General features: G+C 64.7%; 27 protein-coding genes and 2 tRNA genes. 17 read left to right on the top strand and 12 right to left on the bottom strand.

Going from position 1 to position 22,198, the window contains the following annotated elements; translation table 11 throughout:
- Window positions 1–16: 16 nt before the first annotated feature.
- The 3 genes from H289_RS32820 to H289_RS32810 are packed head-to-tail and all read left to right on the top strand — an operon-like array spanning window position 17 to window position 2,830.
- On the top strand, window positions 17–1,429 hold the full coding sequence (locus tag H289_RS32820) for a hypothetical protein (RefSeq protein ID WP_155944025.1): 1,413 nt from the start codon (window positions 17–19) through the stop codon (window positions 1,427–1,429).
- Window positions 1,426–2,106 (top strand): DUF5642 family protein, encoded by a 681-nt coding sequence (locus H289_RS32815; RefSeq protein WP_155944024.1) that lies wholly within the window; start codon window positions 1,426–1,428, stop codon window positions 2,104–2,106. Before H289_RS32820 ends, H289_RS32815 begins: the two co-directional genes overlap by 4 nt.
- Window positions 2,107–2,119: 13 nt before the next feature.
- Entirely contained in the window at window positions 2,120–2,830 is a 711-nt protein-coding gene (locus tag H289_RS32810) for a hypothetical protein (protein WP_138158612.1), read from the top strand.
- Between the two features lie 413 nt (window positions 2,831–3,243).
- Here H289_RS32810 and H289_RS0104160 read toward each other — a convergent pair whose 3' ends face one another.
- From H289_RS0104160 to H289_RS0104150, 3 genes are read right to left on the bottom strand one after another with little or no spacing between them, the layout of a single operon-like run.
- Complete coding sequence (locus tag H289_RS0104160; protein ID WP_020099492.1) at window positions 3,244–3,654, bottom strand: GlcG/HbpS family heme-binding protein; 411 nt, start codon at window positions 3,652–3,654, stop codon at window positions 3,244–3,246.
- A complete protein-coding gene (locus H289_RS0104155; RefSeq protein ID WP_020099491.1) occupies window positions 3,647–4,423 on the bottom strand; it encodes an SDR family oxidoreductase in 777 nt (258 codons plus the stop codon). The genes H289_RS0104160 and H289_RS0104155 overlap by 8 nt, the downstream gene beginning before the upstream one ends.
- A gap of 52 nt (window positions 4,424–4,475) precedes the next feature.
- Window positions 4,476–4,733, bottom strand: a complete 258-nt coding sequence (locus tag H289_RS0104150; protein WP_110772325.1) for a hypothetical protein — start codon at window positions 4,731–4,733, stop codon at window positions 4,476–4,478.
- 177 nt (window positions 4,734–4,910) lie between these two features.
- On the opposite strand from H289_RS0104150, the gene H289_RS0104145 reads away from it, so the two are divergent.
- Window positions 4,911–5,924: an AraC family transcriptional regulator gene (locus H289_RS0104145; protein ID WP_020099489.1), complete on the top strand. Its 1,014-nt coding sequence runs from the start codon at window positions 4,911–4,913 to the stop codon at window positions 5,922–5,924.
- Here H289_RS0104145 and H289_RS0104140 read toward each other — a convergent pair whose 3' ends face one another.
- Window positions 5,925–6,437, bottom strand: a complete 513-nt coding sequence (locus H289_RS0104140) for an OsmC family protein (RefSeq protein ID WP_020099488.1) — start codon at window positions 6,435–6,437, stop codon at window positions 5,925–5,927. It lies immediately after the preceding gene.
- An 81-nt stretch (window positions 6,438–6,518) separates the two neighbouring features.
- On the opposite strand from H289_RS0104140, the gene H289_RS29680 reads away from it, so the two are divergent.
- From H289_RS29680 to H289_RS0104115, 5 genes are all read left to right on the top strand, one after another.
- Window positions 6,519–6,815, top strand: coding sequence for a YciI family protein (locus H289_RS29680; RefSeq protein ID WP_020099487.1), 297 nt, complete (start codon window positions 6,519–6,521; stop codon window positions 6,813–6,815).
- A gap of 36 nt (window positions 6,816–6,851) precedes the next feature.
- Entirely contained in the window at window positions 6,852–7,322 is a 471-nt protein-coding gene (locus H289_RS0104130) for a PPOX class F420-dependent oxidoreductase (protein WP_020099486.1), read from the top strand.
- Between the two features lie 9 nt (window positions 7,323–7,331).
- On the top strand, window positions 7,332–8,390 hold the full coding sequence (locus tag H289_RS0104125) for a hypothetical protein (protein ID WP_020099485.1): 1,059 nt from the start codon (window positions 7,332–7,334) through the stop codon (window positions 8,388–8,390).
- 83 nt (window positions 8,391–8,473) lie between these two features.
- Window positions 8,474–9,199 (top strand): FadR/GntR family transcriptional regulator, encoded by a 726-nt coding sequence (locus H289_RS0104120; protein WP_020099484.1) that lies wholly within the window; start codon window positions 8,474–8,476, stop codon window positions 9,197–9,199.
- Window positions 9,196–9,864, top strand: coding sequence for a sterol desaturase family protein (locus H289_RS0104115; protein WP_020099483.1), 669 nt, complete (start codon window positions 9,196–9,198; stop codon window positions 9,862–9,864). Before H289_RS0104120 ends, H289_RS0104115 begins: the two co-directional genes overlap by 4 nt.
- Here the strand turns inward: H289_RS0104115 and H289_RS0104110 are convergent, their stop codons facing one another.
- The 4 genes from H289_RS0104110 to H289_RS0104095 all read right to left on the bottom strand — a co-directional run bounded on the left by H289_RS0104110 (window position 9,865) and on the right by H289_RS0104095 (window position 12,691).
- Complete coding sequence (locus tag H289_RS0104110) at window positions 9,865–10,176, bottom strand: hypothetical protein (protein ID WP_020099482.1); 312 nt, start codon at window positions 10,174–10,176, stop codon at window positions 9,865–9,867.
- A gap of 30 nt (window positions 10,177–10,206) precedes the next feature.
- On the bottom strand, window positions 10,207–10,836 hold the full coding sequence (locus H289_RS0104105; RefSeq protein ID WP_020099481.1) for a hypothetical protein: 630 nt from the start codon (window positions 10,834–10,836) through the stop codon (window positions 10,207–10,209).
- Window positions 10,837–10,953: 117 nt separating this feature from the next.
- Window positions 10,954–11,856, bottom strand: a complete 903-nt coding sequence (locus tag H289_RS0104100; protein ID WP_029104769.1) for an undecaprenyl-diphosphate phosphatase — start codon at window positions 11,854–11,856, stop codon at window positions 10,954–10,956.
- Between the two features lie 4 nt (window positions 11,857–11,860).
- A complete protein-coding gene (locus tag H289_RS0104095; protein WP_020099479.1) occupies window positions 11,861–12,691 on the bottom strand; it encodes a crotonase/enoyl-CoA hydratase family protein in 831 nt (276 codons plus the stop codon).
- 43 nt (window positions 12,692–12,734) lie between these two features.
- Between H289_RS0104095 and H289_RS0104090 the strand changes: the two genes are divergently transcribed.
- A complete protein-coding gene (locus H289_RS0104090; RefSeq protein ID WP_020099478.1) occupies window positions 12,735–13,289 on the top strand; it encodes a TIGR03086 family metal-binding protein in 555 nt (184 codons plus the stop codon).
- Here the strand turns inward: H289_RS0104090 and H289_RS0104085 are convergent.
- Window positions 13,267–14,325: a pyridoxal phosphate-dependent aminotransferase gene (locus tag H289_RS0104085; protein WP_020099477.1), complete on the bottom strand. Its 1,059-nt coding sequence runs from the start codon at window positions 14,323–14,325 to the stop codon at window positions 13,267–13,269. The two genes, H289_RS0104090 and H289_RS0104085, sit on opposite strands and share 23 nt — an antisense overlap.
- 127 nt (window positions 14,326–14,452) lie before the next feature.
- Between H289_RS0104085 and H289_RS0104080 the strand changes: the two genes are divergently transcribed.
- Both H289_RS0104080 and H289_RS0104075 read left to right on the top strand, forming a co-directional pair.
- Window positions 14,453–14,544 (top strand) — tRNA-Ser (locus H289_RS0104080).
- A 24-nt stretch (window positions 14,545–14,568) separates the two neighbouring features.
- Window positions 14,569–14,644, top strand: a tRNA-Arg gene (locus tag H289_RS0104075).
- A 56-nt stretch (window positions 14,645–14,700) separates the two neighbouring features.
- Here H289_RS0104075 and H289_RS0104070 read toward each other — a convergent pair.
- Window positions 14,701–15,318, bottom strand: coding sequence for a TetR/AcrR family transcriptional regulator (locus H289_RS0104070; RefSeq protein ID WP_020099476.1), 618 nt, complete (start codon window positions 15,316–15,318; stop codon window positions 14,701–14,703).
- 182 nt (window positions 15,319–15,500) lie between these two features.
- Between H289_RS0104070 and H289_RS0104065 the strand changes: the two genes are divergently transcribed.
- The 5 genes from H289_RS0104065 (at window position 15,501) to H289_RS0104045 (ending at window position 20,183) form a co-directional block, all read left to right on the top strand.
- On the top strand, window positions 15,501–16,829 hold the full coding sequence (locus H289_RS0104065) for a cytochrome P450 (protein WP_020099475.1): 1,329 nt from the start codon (window positions 15,501–15,503) through the stop codon (window positions 16,827–16,829).
- A 98-nt stretch (window positions 16,830–16,927) separates the two neighbouring features.
- Entirely contained in the window at window positions 16,928–17,548 is a 621-nt protein-coding gene (locus tag H289_RS0104060) for a nuclear transport factor 2 family protein (protein ID WP_155944051.1), read from the top strand.
- The gene (locus H289_RS0104055) at window positions 17,545–18,411 is read left to right on the top strand and encodes an oxygenase MpaB family protein (RefSeq protein ID WP_020099473.1); all 867 of its coding nucleotides are present in this window, start codon (window positions 17,545–17,547) and stop codon (window positions 18,409–18,411) included. The genes H289_RS0104060 and H289_RS0104055 overlap by 4 nt, the downstream gene beginning before the upstream one ends.
- 9 nt (window positions 18,412–18,420) lie before the next feature.
- Window positions 18,421–18,885: an SRPBCC family protein gene (locus H289_RS0104050; protein ID WP_036420112.1), complete on the top strand. Its 465-nt coding sequence runs from the start codon at window positions 18,421–18,423 to the stop codon at window positions 18,883–18,885.
- Between the two features lie 65 nt (window positions 18,886–18,950).
- Window positions 18,951–20,183, top strand: coding sequence for an adenylate/guanylate cyclase domain-containing protein (locus H289_RS0104045; RefSeq protein ID WP_051128387.1), 1,233 nt, complete (start codon window positions 18,951–18,953; stop codon window positions 20,181–20,183).
- Here the strand turns inward: H289_RS0104045 and H289_RS0104040 are convergent.
- Complete coding sequence (locus H289_RS0104040; RefSeq protein WP_020099470.1) at window positions 20,138–21,475, bottom strand: WS/DGAT/MGAT family O-acyltransferase; 1,338 nt, start codon at window positions 21,473–21,475, stop codon at window positions 20,138–20,140. The genes H289_RS0104045 and H289_RS0104040 overlap by 46 nt on opposite strands.
- Window positions 21,476–21,482: 7 nt before the next feature.
- Window positions 21,483–22,166: a TetR/AcrR family transcriptional regulator gene (locus H289_RS0104035; RefSeq protein WP_036420204.1), complete on the bottom strand. Its 684-nt coding sequence runs from the start codon at window positions 22,164–22,166 to the stop codon at window positions 21,483–21,485.
- Window positions 22,167–22,198: the final 32 nt, after the last annotated feature.

The following is a 22,198-nucleotide window of genomic DNA, read 5'->3' as shown; positions in this document are numbered from 1 at the left end:
GGGGAGGGACACCGCGATGACACCAATGAAACCGCCGGGGTTCGGCGTATACGGGTACCGAAGGGTACTGGTGATTGTGTCGATCGCGACGCTGCTATTGGCGGCGCTCGTCACGACAACCCGCGATGACCATGGTTCCACCATCGCGGCCCTGCCTGGGGCGACTGCCCAACCCAGTATTCCCGGCGGCGGATCGGGCGGCTCAGGTGGCGATGGCGGCGGACCACCGTTCCCGATGCAGCCGCCGGCGATGCCCGACGCGCCCGCGCCATACAACGGCGGCTCCTACCCGGCCCCGTACCAGGGCAACGGGATTGACATCAACAACCCGGCCGAGCAACCCGCTCAAGCGCCGCAACAACAGTCCAACTCCCAGCAGAGCAATTCCCAGCAACTGCAGCCGGCCAACGGCCAACAGCCACCCGACTACGACCAACCGCTTCAACAACCAAGCCAGCAGCCGCAGCCGAGCCAGCAATCGGAACAGCAACCGGCTGAACAAGAGCAGCAACAAGAACCGTCTTCCGACCAAGAGCAACGGAAGCAAAATGACTGCGAGCCGAACCCCATATTCGGTCCGCAGGACTACAGCAATCTCACGCCTGAGCAGCTCGAGCAGGAGCTCAAAGAGCAGCAAGACGCGTACGACAAGCTTGAGCCGGAAGCGCGGAGACTGATCGCAGGGATCCGGAAGCGGATGAAAAATGGAGAATTTGGTCCCGAAATCAGGGACGAAATCAACCGAATTGAAAGCGGGATTTATGGCAACGGCGGTACATATATCACTTGGGACGTGGACCACATTATCCCGTTGAGGGCTTTGGTAAAGCTGCCACAATTTAGGAGGCTGCCGTTGGAAGATCAGGTGGCGATCGCGGATATGCTGGCTAACTTGTATCCGAACCCGTCGGTATTCAACCGTTCCCGGAAAGACAAATTGCCCAGCCAGTGGACAACTGTCAAGGGTGAGCCGGTTCCGGATGATGTTTCCGGTGACTGGTGCAAGAAGGAGAAGGATGCGACCCAGGCAGTGCTGGACGAGGTTGCCCAGCGTCAGCGCGACACGCGAACGGCGCCGAAGCCGAGCCCCACAAACCAAGACCCGCAGAGACAACAGCACCCGACTGCACCGCCCAGTCAAGCACCCAACCAGGCGCCCAGCCAGGCGCCGGCTGAACCGGCGACGCCAGCTCCGCCAAGCAGCCCCGATCACACGGCTGTTCCGAGGATTCCAAACAGCCCTCGGACGAGTCCACCGGAGACGTCGGCTCCACGGCCTGCGCCTCCTGCGAGCGACCCATTCGAGGTGCCTATCATCGCGTCGACACCGATCGGTGATCCAGTCGGAGCGTTAGCTGGCATCGGAGCACTCGTTGTGGGCGGGGTACTGGGCCTTGCTGCACTGGTTGCCCAGGGGGCGCAGGCATGACCGGATACCGGGCTTCTGCCGCGTTGCTCGCCCCGCTGATCCTGTGCAGCACGATGTCATGCACAAACAAGTCAGAGCCGACATCGCACCCGGGTGGAGGCAAGTCTGCCTCGATCTCCGGTGTTCACCGGGTTTCGCACGAGTTCCCTTCTGGGTGGGCAGTTCGAACGAATCCACAAGCCGTCGTCACTCAGCAGGATGTAGACAAGAACCGGCACGCCGCCGCCGGGTTGACGGTCCGGCCACCGCAATGCGGCGCACGATTGCAGCGCCTTGGAGATGTAGTTGGGCAGTCGATCGAATCGATAACTGCGCGTTCGGGCGGGCAGACTATTGGCGTCTCGGCGGCAGAGTATCCGCAGTCGTACCAAGCACCGGACAACGCCGACTGCTCCTACGCCACGTTCAGTCGACCCGGTGACGTCAACGGAACCATCGTGCCGGCGCCGGCACTTACGATCGCCAACATGACGGTTGTCGGGACGCATATCGTCACCGACTTCGATGACCACAGTGGTCGTGTGGTGGATCAATACGTCTATCTTGGGCTGGTTGATGATCGACATATTGTGGCTGTGAGCGCAACCGCTGGACCGGCCGCGAGCGATCTTCCTAAGATCGATGTCGCGTTCGTCCAGCACATTTTTCAGAAAGCTGTCGAAGCCGTTCGCGCATGAAGGATGAACAAACGTGACACTCAGGGCGGATTATCAACTGTTCATCAGGGAAAGAATCGGTGGCCACCGTATCGACCTGCTCGAAAACGACGACGTCGCGTCCGGAAGTGTGCCTCAATGGTGGCTCGATGCAAATGCAGCCGACGGCCGGGACGCAGTCGAACGGGCCCTACGCGTATGGCAGCCCGTCATCGCGCGACGACTGCCACGACTGACTGAAAAAATGACGCAAGATGGCCTCGATGTATTTATTGCGCGCATGGTCTCCACAGGCGCAGCGGACGTGAGTGGACAGCGGCCACTTCTGCTGTACGTTCTACGCAATACAGATAATGGAAGTGTGTTCGATACCAGATTCGGGCCACTGCCGCTGGACCGGGACGACCGTCCGGTGTATTGGAACGGCATTCCATCAGAATTGCAGAGTTTCTATCTGGAAATCCATGACGGCTTTTACGATGACTGTGGCGGAGCTGGACTTAGCCCAAGTAGTAGCTTCTTGCTGCCAGCAGAGTTTGGCGATCCCTCAGAATTTAGATTTCGAGGAGAAGGTAGTCAGCCCGACATACGAAATTTGGTTGAAATCTGTCGTGACGGTGCCGGTGGTGGATTATGCCTCGACGTGAGCGATGGCCTCGGCAGGGCCTGGGACTGGTATCAAGGGACGCTTACACCCAAAGGCGATCTATGGGAAGCGCTCGACGAGCTGCTTGGTCAATTGTGAGCGTCTTGCTCAATTTGTGAGATGCGGCGGGACATTTATTTGGCGAACTTTCTATGCACGGGTCTATTTTGTGGGGGAGTGGCTGCCGTGGCATCGGCGTGGAACCTGGGTTTGAGGCGATGCCTTGCTTGCTCGACCGACGCGGAGTGTGATGATCAGCCGCCTAGCCATCCAGCTTTGACGCATGATTCAACGCCCTGTCACCGATCGCGACGCCCTCGAGAATTCGCACTAATGATGGCCTTCCAGACTAGTCACCCGATCACCGGATTGTCCGCTCGGCCCCGAACCGCGATGGTGGCGTGAAGCGTGGCGGGATCTGTTGTCGGACAACATGGGATTCAGCGATAGCGGCAGCTGTCACGCGAACGATCGCTGTTCGGCAGCCCCGGACCCCCGAGCCGGGGCTGCTTTCAGCGGCCTGCGTCGTTCGCGGTCGTGACGGCCAGGGCGGCGTCCTGCTCCGGTGTGCCACCGGAGACGCCCAGACCGCCGATCAGTTCGCCGGCTCCGTCGAACAGCGGTATGCCGCCGCCGACCAGAAGCAGCCCGCCGTGGTGGATGTGGTCGAAATGCAGCTGCGGTACCCCGAGTTGCAGTGGTGTGCTGAGGGTGTCGGTGGGCGCTTGGAACATCACCGCGGTGCGTGCCTTAGCGATGGCCAGCTCGTTGGATGCCAGCCAGGCGCCGTCCATGCGGGAGAAGGCCACCAGATTCGCACCCTTGTCCAGAACGGCGAAAACCGCCTGCATGCCTTTGGATTTCGCGGAGTTGGCGCCCCGGGCGATGAGGCGATGCGCGTATTCGAGGGTGAGCTCAGGCATTCTGGGTCCACTCCGATTCCTGCCACTGCTTCGCGACGTCGATCGTGGCCAGTGGGCGCATCGTGCGGTACAGGTGGTCCTCTGCGGGGATGATCTCGACCATCGCGTCGATCATCTCTTGCGGGTCGTACTGGTCGGCGAGGCTGTCGCCGAAGTCCGGCATCGGGATGACGGCCTTCTCTGCGTCGTACCACTGCACGTGGCTTTCAGCCCCGGTGTCGTTGAATCCGGTGCCGAAGACGCCTGGATTGACCGTGGCGACCTTGACGCCGTAGGGCTCCAGCTCGGCACGCATCGAGCCGGCGATGCCCTCGATGGCGTGCTTGGTGGCGCAGTAGACGCCGACGAACGGGATCACCAGGATTCCGCCCATCGATGAGGTCCATACCACTTTTCCGGACCCGCGCGCGACCATCTTCGGCACGATCTTCTGCGCCAGCGCCAGGTGCCCAAAGACGTTGATCTCAAACGACTCTCGCACTCGCTGCAGCGGAATGTCGATGACAGATCCGCTCTCCATCACCCCGGCATTGAGGACGAGTATGTCCGGGTCGAAGCTGCCCGCATGGTCGACGTCGATCTCATCGAGCAGATTGAGCTTGATCACCTCGAGCGTGACCCCGGCGGCGGCAGCGTCGGCCCGAAGGCTGCGAACCAGTGGCCAAGCCTCGGCGGTTGCGACGACTTGGTGCCCCAGGCGGGCGAGTTCGATCGCGGCTCCGCGACCGAATCCCGAACTGGCTCCGGTGATCAGAATCTTCTTCGACATCGTTTCCTATCTGTGTTGGGTGTGTGGTGGATGTGCGGGCGCGGACGCGGCGTCAGCCCACCTGTGCGGTCAGGCTTTCGGTGTTGTGCAGGTACCAGAGACCGTCGTCGTGCTGGAGGCAGTACCAGTACTTGAGGAAGGCGTCGTCAGCGCTGTTCTGGAGGTGCTGGTCGGGCCCGTCCTTGATGCACGACGCCTCGGTCGGCCAACTCCAGGGCACGCCGTTGGCGTCACGGACGATGACGTCATCGGCGTGTGCGACACCGGTCGTGGTGGCGAGTGCGGAACCGAACAGGACAACTCCGACGATGCGCGCAGCATGTTTGTTCACGAAAGTCCTCTTCCCGGTGATGAACTCAGTCCATCAGTTGCGTGACGGGTCGAACACTAGACGCGGCTGCGCGGGGCCGTCATTAGCGGAACACGTCAATCCGGTAGCGGATCACGCCATATCTGCATCGCTGAAAACTCTCGTACACTCGCCCGGATGGACGTCAGCTCACGCATGTTCGTGTTGACCCCGGCGGTGCGCTCACTGTTGACAGATCTGAACGTGTCGGTCGAGGCGGTCCTGCGGCGTGCCCACCTTCCGGACGACTTCTTCTCGCGCGGGACCGGAGAGCTCAGCAGCGCGCAGTACTTCGCCTTCTGGAGCGCCCTCGAGGTGGAGAGTGACCGCGACGCGCTACCGGTGGCGGTAGCCGGAGCGTTGAGCGCCGAGAGCTTCGACCCGCCGATCTTCGCGGCCCTGTGCAGCCCCAACCTGATCACCGCCGCGCAGCGCATCGCACAGTTCAAGCCCTTGATCGGACCCATCGCCATCACCGTCGACCGAACCGGTGACGGTACGACGGTCAGCTACACCTGGCAGACGTCGACACCTCCGCCACCGGTATTCGTCACGGTCGAGTTGCTGTTCTGGGTGGCCCTGGCACGACTGGGTACCCGTCGGGCCGTGACACCGCTACGGGTCCAGGCCACCCAGCCGCCACCGCCGAGTGCGACCATCCGCGGGTACCTCGGCGTCGACATCGAAGCCGGGACAAACGATGCGGTCGTCTTCAGCAATGCGGACGCCGATCTGCCGTTCGTCACCGAAAACGCTCAAATGTGGTCGTACTTCTCGCCACAACTGCATGCCCGGCTGTCCGAACTACCACGATCCTCGTCGATGACCGAACGGGTGCGCACAGTGCTTCTCGAAGCCCTGCCGGCCGGCCAAGGCGACATCGAGAGCGTGTCCCGCCGGCTGGCAGTGAGTCCGCGTACCCTGCAGCGCCAACTCCAAGCGGAAGACACCAGCTTCCAAGCCGCACTGAGCCGAACTCGGGAAAGCCTTGCCCGCCATTACCTCACCACCGGCGATACCAGCGTGGCCCAGATCGCACTGCTGGTCGGCTACAAGGACACCAGTTCCTTCTACCGCGCCTACCGCGGGTGGACCGGCACAACACCGGACGCCACGCGCCTGGGCGCGACGACAGGCGCTGCCCTCAGATAGTCATCCGATGGTCAGCTGTGTGTGCACCGGGGTTGTGGCGGTCGTCAGATCCAGCACCGGGCAGTGCGCATCCACCGCGTCCTGCAGTTCGCGGTACCGCTCGGCGGTCTCCGGGCCCGAGACGTTGACGGTCACCCGGATCTGCTGAAAGCCGGGGCGGACGTTGTCGTCCAGCCCGAAGAAGCCGCGCACATCGAGGTCACCTTCGGCGCTGGCGCTGAGGGCGTCGACCTGGATGCCGAGCCGCTCGGCCCAGAACCGGTAGGTCACCACCTGGCACGACAGCAGCGATGCCAGGTAGTACTCGACCGGGTTGGGTGCCGTGTTCTGCCCGCCGAGTGCCGGCGGCTCGTCGACGTGCACCTGGTACTTGCCGAGCGTGATCTCGCTGCCGACGGTGCCTTCCGGCTGCGCCGAGGCCTTGAACACCACGGCGGCCGCGGCGGGATTGTCGGAGACGGCCGCACGGGTGGCAGCGGTGATCGCGTTGAGGGAAGTCACGGAAGCAGTCACGCCGGAGACTTTATTTGCGTCGGCGTCGGGGTTCGACCGTTGGGCCCACGATGAATTCAATGTCCGGATTAGGCTTCGGTCATGACGGCTCAGTGGCTGCCGCGCTACCTGCTGATCTATTCGTCGACGGAGCAGGCACGCGCAAAGGTGCCCGAGCTGTTTCCGGCGCACCAGGCGCACGCCGATCGGTTCCGGAAAGAACAGCCGGGAGTCCTGCTCATGCTCGGGCCGGTTCAGGACGCCGCGCCGGGGGAGTTCGGGGCGCTGGGTGTGTTCACCGACAAGGACGCAGCCGAGCGGTTCGCGGCGGCTGACCCGTTCGTCGTCGGTGGCGCGGTGACCGACTGGACGGTGAAGACATGGTTGTTGTCAGAGTGATCGGACGAGAAGATGCCCAGTAGCGCGGTTTCGGCCATGAGCAAGTTGATGTTTCGAGGCATGGACAAACTGCGCCACCGGGAGGCCTTCGATATCGGGGAGCCGACGGCCACCGATTTCGCGGGCTTCGAGCGGGCGCGGCAGATCGTGCTCGTCACGTTCAAGCGGTCCGGTGAGGCCATGCCCAGTCCGATCAATCACGGTGTCGCCGACGGGAAGTTGTACGTCCGCACCGACGCGTCGACGGGCAAGGTGAAGCGGCTGCGCAACGATCCGCGCGTGGTGGTGGTGCCGTGCAATCTTCGCGGCAAGCCGACGGGGCAACCGGCGGCCGGCATCGCCCGCATCCTGCCGGAGACCGAGCATGCGCACGCCGACGCCGTGATCGCCGCCAACTGGTCGCCGGCAATGAAGCTGTTCGAGCGGACGCTCGACAAGAGCAGCTCCGCCTTCGATATTCCGATGGCCTACATCGAGATCGGCCCGGCGCCAACGATTGTCAGCTAATGTCCGTCCATGCGGGTGCTGCGGTTCATCTGGAGCGGGGTACTGGCGTTTGACCGTGTCGGCAAACGCATTCCGCAACTGATCCAAATCTGGCTCGGAGAGCTGTTTTTCGTCGTTCCGCTGATGTTCTTCATCGCCAAGATCATCGACATCCGTGGCGGATTCGGGGTACCGGGCACCGGCGGGCCGCTGCCCGCCGTGTTCTGGGGCGCGCTGGCCGTATCGCTGGTGGCGGGTTTCTTCTTTGTCAGGGGATTGGTCCGGCCCCGAATCGTGGACGGGAGTTGGACACCGGTCTCGACTGCGGACATCGGTGACTTCACCGTGGGCGTCGGGGTCAAGAGCTGGACCGTCGAGTACAAATACCTGACGAGCCATCCGTCGTATGCCCTGCTGCTGCTCCTCACCCTGCCGATTCCGTTGGTGATGGTGCTGGCGACCATCGACCACGGCGGCAGCACGTTCTACTTCCGGGTGGCCGGCATCGTCGGGTTGTGCATTCTGGCCGCGATGGCACTGGCGCGCGTATTGGCTTGGTATGTCTTCCGATTCGGCCGCAAGGACCTGGAGAAGCAGGGGCCGCGGCAGGCCTGGGAGATCGCGTGGAAGCCGGTGCTGATGCTGCTGGTGATGATCTACGCCATCATCGGTATCCCACTCGGCTGGATGTGGTTCCAGGAGCAGCGGACCATCGCCGCGCTACCGGTGGTCTCGGTGCAAGACGGTGTCGACAACGTCGGGCAGTATCGCCGTGTCGACGGCGAAGTCGCCTCCGACCCGGTCTACTGGGCGCCCCGGGGGACGGGTCGCGGGGGCGACAACTACGCGGGTTCCGGTGTGCTGGTGAAACTTTCGTCCGGTGGTGACGCGCTGCTGCTGGCCGAGTCGATGTCGGTTCCCGACTTCATCGGTGTGATGCGCGACGTCAAGGATGGCAAGCTCAAGGCGCAGGGCAAGGTCATCGACACGATCACCGACACCCAGTTGGAGTACTACGGCTTTCAGGTGGATGCGTTTCCTGAGCCATCACCGGATGGTCGGGTGATGGTCCTGCTGAGCTACCCATGACCGAGGACCTGCTGCGTCCCCTGGTTAAACAATATTGGTAAGACCACTAGACCTCTTACCTTTGGTGGGTTAGTGTCGTCGTCATGGAGTTGACGTCGATCAAGCGGCGCTCGGCCGCGGACGAGGTGCACGACCAGCTGCTCAAGCAGCTCGTCGCCGGTGCCCAGCCGCCGGGCTCACGCCTGCCGAGTGAGCGCAAACTTGCCGAGGTGCTGGGCGTATCGCGGCCGGTGGTGCGTGAGGCGATCCAGCGGCTGGTTGCGTCGGGGCATCTCGACGTCCGGCAGGGCGACGGTGCCGTCGTCAACGACATCACGCGTACGGGCGGCCTCGATCTGCTGCCCTACCTGCTGGTGGACGCGCCCGACGGGGCCATGGTGAACCCGTCGGTGGTGCGCAGCGTCCTGGAGGTGCGTGAGTACCTCGGTCCGTGGATCGCGGAACGGGCGGCAGCGCGGTCCGGAAGCAAGCTCGCCGAGCCACTGGCGCGGGCCCTCGCCGATATCGAGCGCGCGCAGAGCGGCCAGACGCAACAGCTGGCCGCGCTGGACTTCTGGGACTGCCTTGTGACCGGCGCGGATTCGATCGCGATGACGCTGATCTTCAACGGGATGCGCCGGGTGTACGAACCGATGCTCGCCGTGGTCGCCGACGCGGTGGCCGCCGCCGAACCCGTAGCCGGGTACCGCAAGCTCGCCGAAGCGGTGACTTCGGGCGCCGCGCTGAAAGCGCGCCGAGCCGCGTCGACAGTGCTTGGTGGCGCCACCACGGTGCTCACCGAATTTCTCGACCAGATGGAGGCGCAGTGACGACCACCAGCACCCGGGGCGTGACCCTCGGCCAGACGGTCCGTGAGTTCTGGCGCCATCCGACGCCGTGGATGATCCTGGCGCTCGTGGTCGGAGCGGTCGGAGCGCGGACCGTCGTCGGCGGTCTGGCGCTACGCGACCTGTGGGCGCCGCTGGTGCTGGCGCTGCTGTTCCCGTTCGTGGAGTGGGTGATTCACGTCTTCATCCTGCATTGGCGGCCGCGAAAACTGGGCCCGGTCACCGTGGACACTCTCGTCGCCCGCGACCATCGACGGCACCACGCGAATCCCCGCGACATCGACTTGGTGTTCATCCCCACCCCGACGCTGCCGTGGCTGATCGCGGCGATCGTGGCGCTGCCGCTGGGCATCGGCGCCCTGGTGGGGGCACCGGTGTCGGCCACGCTGTCGTTCATCGTGGTCGAGTCGCTGATCCTGATGGGCTATGAGTGGACGCACTACCTCGTCCACACCGACTACAAGCCGCGCCACCGCCTCTACAAGGCGGTGTGGCGCAATCACCGCCTGCACCATTTCAAGAACGAGCACTACTGGTTCTCGGTCACGACGTCGGGCACGTCCGACCGGGTGCTCGGCACCTATCCCGACCCGGCCACCGTCGAGACCAGCCCGACGGCGAAGAACCTGCACGGGTCACGGCTGTAGCTAGCCGCCTTTACACGAGATGTCCACCCACACAACGGTCATCTTCGTCCGGTCGATGATGGCGCCCGAGGAATCGACATTGTCGTTGTGCAGCCCCTCGATGCCGGTGACCTTGCATCCCGACAACGGATACACGACGGCGCCGTTGATCAGCACGGTGAACCCTTGTGCCTGAAGCGTATTGATGGTGTCCTGCGCGTTGCCGAAGCCGCCGGGCCCACCTACGGCATGGGCCGGTGCTGCCACGGCCGCTGACGAAGCGACGAGGACTCCCGCGGCAGTGACGATGACTGCATGGCTGATTTTGGGCATGCGAGTACTCCGATTGTGCTGCAGAGGATTTCAGGGCTGGACGAACTGCTTCACGAAGGCGATCAGGTCGTCCTTGGGCGGCGGTACGTTGTACTGCTTGGTCTGCGTGTCGTCGTCGAAGGACATGAACATCGGGCAGGTGTCGTCCGTACCGGACAGCTCGGTGGTGCCGAGCTCTTTACCGGTCGTGGCCACCCGGACGGTGACGGTGTAGGTGGTGGCGCGCAGGTCGACCTTGTTGGCGGTCGAGTGGCCGTTGTCCTGGTAGCCGGTGCATTCCTTGAGGGACTGCTCGTCTTTGGTTTCCACGCACACCACCGTGTCGATCGCGGCATAGGTGTTGCGGTCCGCATCGAACTGCACTGTCCAGTCCGACGGCAGAGTGCTGGTGTCCTCAACGAGTCCGTGCACCAGCGGAGTGAAGAGAATCGTCTTGTGGGACTTCGTGTCCGGCTGGTAATCGGTGGCGCGTGACTGTGTCGCGCCCTGGCACACGGCCATGAAGTCCGCACTCGTCAGCTTGGCCGGCGCGGGCGAGGTGGTCGGGTCGAGAGTGGGTGTCGGTTTCGCGGCGTCGACATGGGAACAGGCGGCGAGCAAGGCGAGGCCGGCTCCCGCAACCACGATGGTGGTGACGCGCGCGCGATTGAGTTGGGGCACTGCGGTTTTCTTTCACCTTGAGACGAATTGCCATGGGGCTGGCTGCCACTGACAGATAGGCAGCCGGGTTACAGCCCCAGGGCAAGTTCGTCTCGAGGTGGAGGTGCGGGACCTCGCTCAGTGCAGCGTCAGCCAGGCCAGACTGCCCAGACCGGCCACCACGCAGTAGATCGCGAACGGTGTCAGCGTGCGGGTCTCGAAGTACTTCACCAGGAACCGCACCGACAGGTACGCCGCGACGAACGCCGCCGCGCTGCCGGCCAGCACCTGGCCGCCGATGCCGTCGCCGGCGGGGCCGAACAGCTCCGGAATCTTCAGCGCCCCAGCGGCCAGGATCACCGGCGTCGCCAGCAGGAACGAGAACCGTGCGGCGTCCTCATGCGACAACCCGCGCAGCACGCCGGCGACCATGGTGGCGCCCGAGCGGCTGATGCCGGGAAGCAGGGCGAGAATCTGCGCCGCGCCGATGCCCATGGCCTCGGGGATCGGGAGGCGGGCCAGCCGCTCGTCGGAGTCGTTGAGGTTTTCTGAATGCGCGGCGGCAGGGACTGCCGACGCCGTCCGGTGCCGAAGTCGTTCGCCCACAAAGAGAACGACGCCGTTGATCGTCAGGAAAGCCGCGGCCGGCACCGGCTTGCCCAGTGACGTACGCAGCGCGTGGTCCAGCGCCAGCCCGGCGATACCGACCGGGATGGTTGACAGGATCAGCAGCCACGCCAGTCGCTCGGCGGAGGTGGTGATCTTCCGGTTCTTGATCGACGTGACCAGCCCGCCGATAACCGCGACCCAGTCCCGCCAGAAGAACACCAGCAGTGCCACCGCCGTCGCGACGTGCACGGCCACCAGGAACGCGAGGTACGGCGACTTCTCGGCCGTCATGCTCAGATCCTGGGCCCACTGCCCACCGACCAAGGCCGGCACCAGGATCGAGTGGCCCAGGCTCGACACCGGGAACAGCTCGGTGACACCCTGGAACGCGCCGACTACGATCGCTTCGATGTAGTTGAGGCTCAAGGTGATCGGCCTACTCGCCCTTGAATTCCGGAGCGCGCTTCTCGAACATCGCGGTGATGCCTTCGCTCAGATCCTTCGACGCGATGAACGCCGAGTTCCACGCCGCCACGTACCGCAGGCTGGCCGAAACCCGTTCCGTGCGTTGCTCATCGAGCACATCCTTGACGCCGCGCACCGTCAGCGGCGGGTTCGCGGCGATCTCACGTGCGGTTTCATGCGCGGCGGCCAGTGCGGCCTCGGCATCGGCGTAGACGTCGTTGACCAGGCCGATCTTCTCGGCGCGGGCGGCGTCGAAGTCCTTGCCCGTCAATGCCAGTTCGCGCAGATGACCGTCGTTCAGGATCAGCGGCAACCGGGCCAGCGAGCCCACGTCGGCGACGATGGCGAGCTTCACCTCACGCACCGAGAACTTGGCGTCGGCGCTGGCGTAGCGGATGTCCACCGCCGAGATCAGGTCGACACCGCCGCCGATGCACCAGCCCTGAATCGAGGCGATGGTGGGTGTGCGACAGTCGGCGACTGCGGTGATGGCGTGCTGCATGGCCCGCAGCGCGGTGTGGAAGTCGGCGCGTTCCTTGGCTAGCCCGCCCCCGAGCATGGGTGCCAGCATGCCGCCCATCGCGGGCAGATCCAGTCCGTAGCTGAAGTTGCGGCCCGACCCGGTGAGCACGATGGCCCGCACGTCGGGGTCGGCGTCCAGGGCGGCGAAGGCCACCGGCAGCTCGGCCCAGAAGGCCGGACCCATGGCATTGCCCTTTCCGGGGCCGATCAGCGTTACCTGCGCGACGTGGTCCTTGGTCTCAATGGAGAGCGATTCGAAGCTTCCCGAGGTTTCACCCATGATCGGCAGGCTAGCCGGTCAACCTGGGCGTAGCGTCTCGCCCATGACCATTCCGTCCGATGTGATCGAGGCCGGCGAGGCCAGTCTGGACGTGCTCGAGCGGGTGTTGGCCGGTATCGGGCCCGACGATGCGACGCGGCAGACGCCGTGCACCGAGTTCGATGTGGCGGCCCTCACCGATCACCTGATGAACTCGATCACCGTCATCGGCGGCATCGCCGGCGCACAGCTGCCCGAGCGGGACGCCACGGCACCGATCATCGATCAGGTGACCGCCGCGGCCCGGCCCGCTCTGACCGCGTGGCGCAGCAGGGGGTTGGAGGGCACCGTCCCGGCGGGGCCAGGGGAGATGTCCGCCGCCCAGATCGCCGGCATCCTGCCGCTCGAATTCCTCGTCCATGCCTGGGACTACGCCACCGCCGTCGGCCGTGAAGTGGACGCCCCGGACGACCTGGCCGAGTACGTCCTCGGTATGACCAGGGCTGTGATCAACCCCGCGGCGCGCGCTGCCGTCGGGTTCGACGACCCCGTCGAGGTACCGGCTGACGCGAGTGCGCTCGATCAGCTGATCGGCTTCACCGGCCGGCGCGCCACCTGACGGCGAAGTCCAGGAACAGATCGTTCTCGTACGGCACCGTGACGGTGACGCGGACGCCTTCGCCGCCGTAGGGCCGCACCAGCAGCTTGTTGTCGGCCGCGGCGTCGACGAAGTCGGCGGTGTCTTCCGGGCTCAGGGGCAGCCAGACGAAGTTGGCCTGCGAGTCGGGCAGCTCGAACCCTGCGTCACGCAGGGCGGCGCTGACCCGGGCCCGCTCGGCCACGACGGCGTCGGTGCGCGCCAGCAGTTCGTCGGCGGCATCCAGGCAGGCGATGGCCGCGGCCTGGCTGACGCTGGTCGCCGTGAACGGCACGTACACCTTGCCCAGGGCGGTGACGATGTCCTCGTGCGCGACGGCGTAGCCGATCCGCAGGCCGGCCAGCCCGTAGGCCTTCGAGAAAGTGCGCAGGACGACGACGTTCGGGTGCTTGCGCACCAGCGCCAGGCTGTCCGGCAGCAGGCCGTCGCGGATGTACTCGACGTAGGCCTCGTCCAGGACCACCAGGATGTGCGGCGGGACCTCGGCGACGAACTCGGCGAGCTTGACCGGGTCGACGACCGTCGAGGTGGGGTTGTTGGGGTTGCAGACGAAGATCAGCCGGGTGCGGTCGGTGATCGCGGCCAGCATGGCGTCCAGGTCGTGCGTGTAGTCCGTCAGCGGGACGGGCACGGGCGTCGCGCCGGCGGTGCGGACCTGCAGCGGGTAGATCTCGAAGCTGCGCCACGCGAACAGCACCTCGTCGCCGACCGAGGCGGTGATCTGGATGAGCTGCTGACACAGGCTCACCGACCCGCAGCCCACCGAAATCTGGTTGGGCGCGAACCCGACATGGGCCGCCAGTCGCTGACGCAGCGCCGCGTAGCCGTTGTCCGGGTAGCGGTTGATGTTGTCCATCGCTTTGACGATGGCGTCCCGGACGCTGGGCAGCGGTCCGTCGACGGTCTCGTTGCTGGCGATCTTGATGGCGCCGGGAACCGTACGGCCGGGGGTGTAGGCGGGTAGCGCGGCCATCTCGGGGCGCAGGCGGGCGGTCACCCGGGACAGTCTAGGTGGACGGCAGGTGGCGCTCTGGCGTCGCGCTTTGCCTTTGTGGGCGTTGACTGTGTACCGTATGCCCTCGGCGGTTCCGGGGTGCAAGAGTCCGGTACCCTCGGATCGTTCAGGAGGCGTGCCAGAGCGGCCGAATGGGACTCACTGCTAATGAGTTGTCCCCCTTACAGGGGACCGGAGGTTCAAATCCTCTCGCCTCCGCCACATAACTGAATAGTTGTACCCAATGCGCCCGTAGCTCAACGGATAGAGCATCTGACTACGGATCAGAAGGTTAGGGGTTCGAATCCCTTCGGGCGCACCACAAACAACAGGCCAGAAGCGCAAGCTTCTGGCCTGTTGTCGTTGATACGCAAACCCTCAGCGCGAGGCCTGCAGTACCGGAATCAAGTAGCGGCGCGCGAATTCGCGGGTGCTGTCGTCATCGTCGGTGGGCAGTAGTTCTGACGGCGCGATCAGGATCGTCGCGGTGACGCGCAGCGAGAAGTCGAGTGCGCGTTCGATGGCAGCAGGCGGATAGTCGCCATCGGCGAGGAACATCGCGAGCATGCCGAGCATGCTGCGGTAGTCGGGCTCGTCGAGCTTGAACAGCCGGCTGGTGAACGCCTCGTTCTCGAAGTCTCTGAGCGCCCGCACGAGCGGATGCTCACGGCATTCCCGCATGCCCATGACGAAGATCTCCACCATCTTGTCTTCGGCCGTCTTCTGACTCGCCAGGGCAGCGACACCGCGGGTGAAGAAGTCGAGCACTTCCCGCTGCGTGACGGCCGCCACGATCTGGTCCTTGTCGCCGCACTGCCGGTAGAGCGTCGGTCGGGAGACCCCGGCCCTGGCCGCGATGGTGGCGACGGAAGTGCGTGCGATGCCGTGGTTGATGAATTCGGTGCGCGCCGCATCCAGCATCCGGTCGCGGGCGCTGTTCGCCTCGCCGTGACTGCCGCTCAGCACCGCGGCCGCGAGTGACGGCAGGTCAACCATGCGTCAGAGGGTAGCCCATCAATGAGCTATTGAATCAATGAACGATCTTTGATTCACTGATTCGCACGCGCGGCGCCGAGTGCGACCGATGTGCGTCACCGATAGGAGTTCGAGTGGTTGCAGCAGCGGTAGATGGGTCAGTCGACTCGGCCACGGGAGCGCGGCCGCCCGATCCGCCGGCGTTGTCCAAATGGGACGCGGTCAAACTGGCGGCGTCGTGCGCGGGTGATCCGCTGCGCCTGCCCTACACACTGCTGCCCAAGATCGCGGCGAAATACGGCGATGTGGTGCGGTTGCACACCTCTCGCCGGCCGGAGTTCACGGTCACGCTGATCAACCACCCGGACTACGTCGATCACGTCTTCACGCGGCATCACGACCGGTACGTCAAGCACGAGGCCGCGCACGAGCTGGTATCGGGAGAGCCGGCGGCCCTGCCGCTACTCGAAGGCACGGAGTGGAAGCGGGTGCGTACCACCTTCAATCCATTCTTCGGGGAGAAAGCACTGGCTGCCGCGACCCCGCTGATGATGGCGGGAATCGCCGAACGCGTCGACGCGTGGGCCGGATATGCAGCGCAGGGGCGCGAGGTCAACCTCGAGCACGAACTGGGTGCCGTCGTGATGGACGGTCTCATGCGTTCGATGTTCAAGGTGGAACTCACTCCGGAGGAAATCGACGTCGCGGTCGACGGTGCTCGGCAGTACGGCGTGTATGTGATCAGCCGCGTCGGCTTTCACTACCTACCCAACTGGGTGCCAAACCCATTGCAGCGCAGCGGAGAAGCGGCGAAAGACGAGCTCTTCGGCATGCTCGACCGCTTCGTGGACGAACGACGGGGCTGTCCCATATCCGCTGCGCCCGACCTGGTCGACACCTTGATCGGCATGGAGTTCGAGGGGTGTCCGGAACAGCAAGACCGGCGGCGGCGATCAGAGGCCGCAGGCCTGGTGTTCGCCGGATTCGAAACCACCGCAGCGGCGTTGGCGTGGACCATTGCGTTGTTGTGCCGCAACCCAAACGCTCTGGGCCGGGCCTACGCCGAGGTGGACGCGCTGGGCGGCGAGCCTCTGACCTACGACGACCTGCCGAACCTCACATATCTACGCGCCTGTTTCGATGAGTCGCAGCGGTTCCAGGCCGCGCCGGCGAACATTCGCACGGCCGCCGTGGACGACGAGATCGGTGGGTATCACATTCCCAAAGGGTCGCAGGTCGTGATCACGCCCTATGCGCTGCACCGTGATTCGCGATTCTGGACGAGGCCGGTGGACTTCTGGCCGGACCGCTTTCTCACCGAGAAGATCAACAGGAACGCTTTCGTGCCTTTCAGCATCGGGCCGCGCAAGTGCATGGGCACCCGAATGGCCTACATCGAGGGCACCCTGGTTCTGGGAACCATCTTGCAGCGCTTCACTTTCCAGGTACGTGACGGTTGGACGCCGCGCCATCTGGTGCGGGTCTCGACCGGCCTCGCGGGCGGTCTACCCGTGCGGCTGCACACGCGCTGAATGCGCCCATCACATCAAAACCATTGAAAGGCAGCACCTTCATGACCAAGATCAGTGAGCTCGGACCGTCTCCTGAGCACGCCCAACACCAGGCGCTCATGCCCAAGTTCTGGGAGCGCGTCGCGAACCAGGAGGCATTGGCGGTCGAGCGTGGCCTGCCCGCCGAAGGAATGTTCGACTTCGCGCAGGTCTGGTTCTCCGCATGGGCCGAGCAGGACATCAAGAAGATCGACTACTGCCTCGCCGACGAGTGCAGCTACATCGACAGTTCGACATTCCAGGTGAACAAGGAAGGTCGGCAGTTCACGATCGACAACTGCCAGGCCAGCTTTGACGTGTTCCCGGACTTCGCGTTCTACCCGCAGGACGGCACCGTTCGATCGCTGCCGTACGCCGACTATTTCGAAGGGCAGTGGCGCATCACCATCCCGTGGCGCGGAATCGGCCGGATGACTGGTGAGACCACCGTGCCCGGTCTGGACGTGAAGTTGCGGGGCACGGGCCGTTGCCTCAACTTCATCGGCATCGACCGCTATACACTCACCGATGACTTCAAGATCAGTCATATCGACACCGATTGGGACATGCTTTATGGCGCAGCGCAACTCGCCGGGCTTGGTGCTCTGGTGCACAACGAGCGGCTGCAGAAGATCGGCCTTCGCGCCGCGTCGGCGGCGTCACCGATCGTACGGGCGCTCACCCGGCTGACAACCCGATGACATCAGAGCTTGATCAGCGCTCGCTGCTGTGGCGGTGGGCCGGAGACATGCGCATCGCGTTCGAAGGTGGTGCGGCCGGGCTGCTGCAGACGATGCATCCGGCGATCGGTTATGCACTGATCGAGCATTCCAACTTCTTCGACGACCCCGTGGACCGGGTATTTCGTTCCCTGCCAGGAATTCTCGGCACGGTTTACCACGCCGACGGTGCCGCCACCGGGGTGGGAGTCCGCGATTACCATCGCGACATCAAAGGCGAAATGCCCGGCGGACAGCCATATCACGCACTGAATCCGAGAACATACTGGTGGGCGCACGCGACCTTTCAGCGGATGGTCGACCGGGTGGCGACCTATTGGGACAGCTACCCGCTGACCGAGGCCGATTCGGAACAGCTCTATACCGAAGGCTGCATCTGGTACCGGCGATACGGTGTCAGCGACGCACCATTGCCCGCGGACCGCCAGGCGTTCGAGGCGGAGGTCGAGCGCTATTGCACCCAAGTGCTCGAACCGAATCCGGCGTCGGACTATCTGATCGCCTTCATCAAGCGCGACGCGATACCCGATATGAGCGCGTCGCCGTATTTCCCTGCGCTGCCCGGCTTGAATCCGATCACCGACCGGCTCCTGCCGATGCGAGCGACGCGAATGGCGTTGGCACCACCGATGCGGTTGACGATATTCGGTGGGTTGCCCGAGGTCGTGCGGGACCGATTCGAGATTCGATGGACCCGCACCGATGAGCGGGCGTACCGTGCCATCCGGGCGACCATTCGGCGCGCCTGGCCGATGGTGCCTTGGTCGTGGCGGTGGCATCAAGAAGCGCGAACCGGTTGGACGCGGGCCAGACAAACACATTAGGAGCATGGCGTGCCCACAGTTGAACACAATGTCGAGCTCTCGGTGCCCGCTGACGTGTGCTTCGAGTACATCGACGCCGCCGGCAACGTTCCGCGGTTTGTCTTCGGTGCGAAATCATTTGAGTACGTGACGCCCGAAGAACCCCGGCTGGGCGCTCGCTTTGTTCTCCATATGCAACTCGGGCCCATCAAGCTCGCGCTGAACGGTCACATCTCCGACTACGTCGCCGGCCGGGTCATCGGCCTGTCACTCGACGACGGGCTCATCACCGGGACCGTGGTGTGGGGCGTGACTGCGGTTGACTCCGAACAATGTTCGACCTCAGCGGAGATCAGATACCGCGTCGGCAGCGGTTTGACCGGCCGCGCGTTGTCGAAGGTCATCGATTCCATCCTCGAGCCCGGTATCAAGTACACCGAGTCGAAACTGCGTGAACAGGTCACCGCGCACTATCGAGCCCTGGCGGCCGACTGACTCAGCGGGTCGTTTCGCGACGGAACTGGCAGCTGACGTGCGCCGTCAGCGATACGCTGCCGGACATGTCGCCGAGGGCTGCGTCCGCCGAGAGTCTGGCGCGTCGCCGACGCGTGCTCACGGTGGCCGCCAGGATCGGCTCCGTCGTCGCGGCATTCCTCGGCCTGTTGTCGATGCTCGCCGGCGAGGCGGGCCTCTGGATCGGAGGGCTCGCCGTCGTGTGCGCGCCGGTCTATCTCGTGATTCCCCGGCTGTACCGGTACGGGGAACTCGTCGCGCCATTGACCTTCATCGGCATCGCCTATTCCTTGACGACGCTCGTAACCGCTTATGTGGGAAGAGGATCCGGCCAGCAGTTGTACTTTCTGGTCGCCGCCTCACTGGTGGTGCTGGTCCTGGGGATCGAGCACATCGTGCTGGCGTCTGCGGTGGCGGCTGTGGGTGCGGGCCTCATCATTGCGCTGCAGTACCTCGTGCCCGTGGACACCGGAGTGCAACCGCAGTGGGTCACGACCGTCGGCTTCGTCGTCGCGGTGATTTCTTCATGGGTCCTGGTGGTCGCGACCATCTGGTACGCGATGCACGAAATCAATCGTGCGGAAACCGCTTTGGCGGCCGAGTACGCTCGCTCCGAGTCGCTGCTGGCCAACATCCTGCCGGCGAAGGTTGCCCAGCGGTTGAAGGATCCGCACCGGGATGTCATCGCCGACCGGTACGACGACGCGTCGGTGCTGTTCGCCGATATCGCCGGATTCACCCAGCGCGCAAGCGATACCACGCCAACCGAGCTGGTCAGGTTCCTCGACGGCCTCTACACCGACCTGGACACCCTGGTGGATCGCCACGGCTTGGAGAAGATCAAGACGAGCGGCGACTCCTACATGATCGTCAGCGGTGTCCCCGAACCACGGCCGGACCACCTCGAGGCGTTGGCTGACCTCGCCCTCGACATGGTCGACGCGGTGGCAGAGCTTAAAGATCCCAACGGCCAACCGGTTCCGCTGCGGATCGGGCTGGCTGCCGGGCCGGTGGTCGCCGGCATCGTTGGCGCGCGGAAGTTCTTCTATGACGTGTGGGGCGACGCCGTCAACATCGCGGCGCGGATGGAGACCACCGACGTCGTAGGGCGAATTCAGGTGCCGCAGAACGTCTATGAGCGGCTCAAGGACTTGTTCGTGCTGGAGGAGCGTGGGCCCGTCGACGTCAAAGGTAAGGGCGTGATGCACACCTGGTACCTGGTCGGTCGCCGGTCTCAGGCGGCGGCTTGCTCCAATTCATCGAGCGCCTCGCGCGAATAGACCGCCAGGCGCTGCAGGTGTGGCATGGTGTCGCGGCAGCCGACGAACCCGAGGATGACCTTGTCGGTGTACCCGACCAGGGTGATGTTCAGTCCGTAGCCGTCGCAGAGGAACGAGACCGGAGCGATCAACTCCAGCTGCGCGCCACCGAGGTACAGCGGTTCCCTGGTCAGGACGACGTTGGACACCGTGAGGTTGAACAACGGCGGAATCTTGGTCAGCGCACCGGTTTTCTGGCCGATCGTCAGTGGCAGCAGCCCCATCAACGTGTAGTGATTCAGGGCGTTCGGTGACATCGCGAGCAGTTCCTTCTTGCCGCGAGTGGTCGAGGCGTTGATCACCGCCAGCCGCTGCAACGGGTCCGATTCTGTTGTCGCCAAAGGACAGACGAAGCCCGCGGCCGCATTCAGGGTGTCCTCGTCACGCTCCCAGCCCACCGGCACCGAGGCGGTCAGCGTCTGGTCGGGCAGCTCGCCCTGCTCATCGAGGTAGCGGCGCAGCGCCGCGCCGCAGACGGCGAGCGTGACGTCGTTGACGGTGGTCTCGGTGGCCTTGGCGATCGCCTTGAGGCGGCCCAGTTCGAGCACCTCGACGGCGAGCCGGCGCTGTGGCGTCAGGGTCGCGTTGAACGGCGCCCGCGGCGTACCCAGCGTGGCGCCGACGTGGCTGTTGTCGCCGCCGATCATGCCGACCAGGCTCTTCACCAGCTCGGCGGAACCCGAGACGCCGTCCGTCGTCCGGTTCCACAGCTCGTAGGCGACCGACGCGACCCGGTTGCGGTCGGGCACCTCGGCCTTCGGTCCGGCTTCGGACAGCGGCACGTAGCGGTCCGGTTCAGTGCTCAACCATTTCTTGATGGTGTTGATCGCGCCCATGCCGTCCACCGCACAGTGGTGGGCTTTGAAGTACATGGCGAAGCGGCCGTCGGACAGTCCTTCGATGAAGTGCGCTTCCCACAGCGGCCGGCGCATATCGAGCGGGTGCGCGTGCAGCCGGGCGACGAGGGTGCCCAGGTCGGCCTCGCTCCCCGGATACGGCAGCGCCGACAGTCGGACGTGGTACTCCGGGTCCGGGCGGACCGCACGCCACTCGGGCAGTAGGCCGTCGACGACGGCACTGTCGAACGGGAACGGCAGGAACGACAGTTCGGCGAATGCGTTGTACAGGGTGCGGACGTAGTCCGGCCCGGCTCCGTCTGGCAGCCGGAATGTCAGCAGGGCGCCGATGTGCATGGGCGTCCGGTCGGACTCCATTCGGTAGAACATCGTGTCGACAGCACTCAGCAACCGCATGGCAGCACTATGTCAGGCTCACCAGCTGGAATGCGGCGAAATCCGCGAGCAAGTCCACGCCCGACGCGAATTCCTGGTCCCGGTCGAACCGGGCGAGAAAAGGTGCGCACGCAACCACTTCCGGGAGCGCGGAATCTTCGAGTTCGGCCTGCCGGGCGGCGATGTCGGCGGGCTTTCCACTGCCGAAGGTGGGGCCGGCGGAGACCTCGCGCAGCAGCATCCCGACGACGGCGGCGACCAGGACGCGGGTGAGTCGCACGGCGAGCTCGGGGCCGGCGCCGGCCTGATGCAGGATCGACAGGAGGACCTCGACGGGCGCGAGTCCGGCGAGGGTCGACATCTGCCGGGTCAGCACGAGAGTCGCGGCCTCCGGGTGGGCGAGCGTCACGCGCCGGAACTCGTAGGCCAGGGCGCGCAGGTCGGTCCGCAGCTCGCCGGTGGGTGCCGGTGGCCGCAGCTGCCCGAGGAGATGTTCGGCGACCGCGTCCAGCAGATCGTCCTTGTCGGCGACGTGGTGGTACAGGCTCTTGGCGTCGACGCCGAGCAGGCGGCTGACGGACCGCATGCTGACCGCGGCGATGCCGTCCTGGTCGATGACGGTCAGCGCCGCTTCCCGAATCGTGGATCGCGTGAGCTGTGCCAGCGCCTTCGGTGGCCGTCCGCGGCGGGGAGTCGGGGTGGCCGCGTTCATGGCCTCATTGTTGCCCAGAGCCTTGCAAATTT

The sequence above is a fragment of the Mycobacterium sp. 360MFTsu5.1 genome (genome assembly GCF_000383495.1).
Taxonomy (GTDB): Bacteria; Actinomycetota; Actinomycetes; order Mycobacteriales; family Mycobacteriaceae; genus Mycobacterium; species Mycobacterium mucogenicum_B.
Note: the sequence above shows the minus strand (reverse complement) of the source record. Positions and strands in the feature narration are given on the sequence as shown.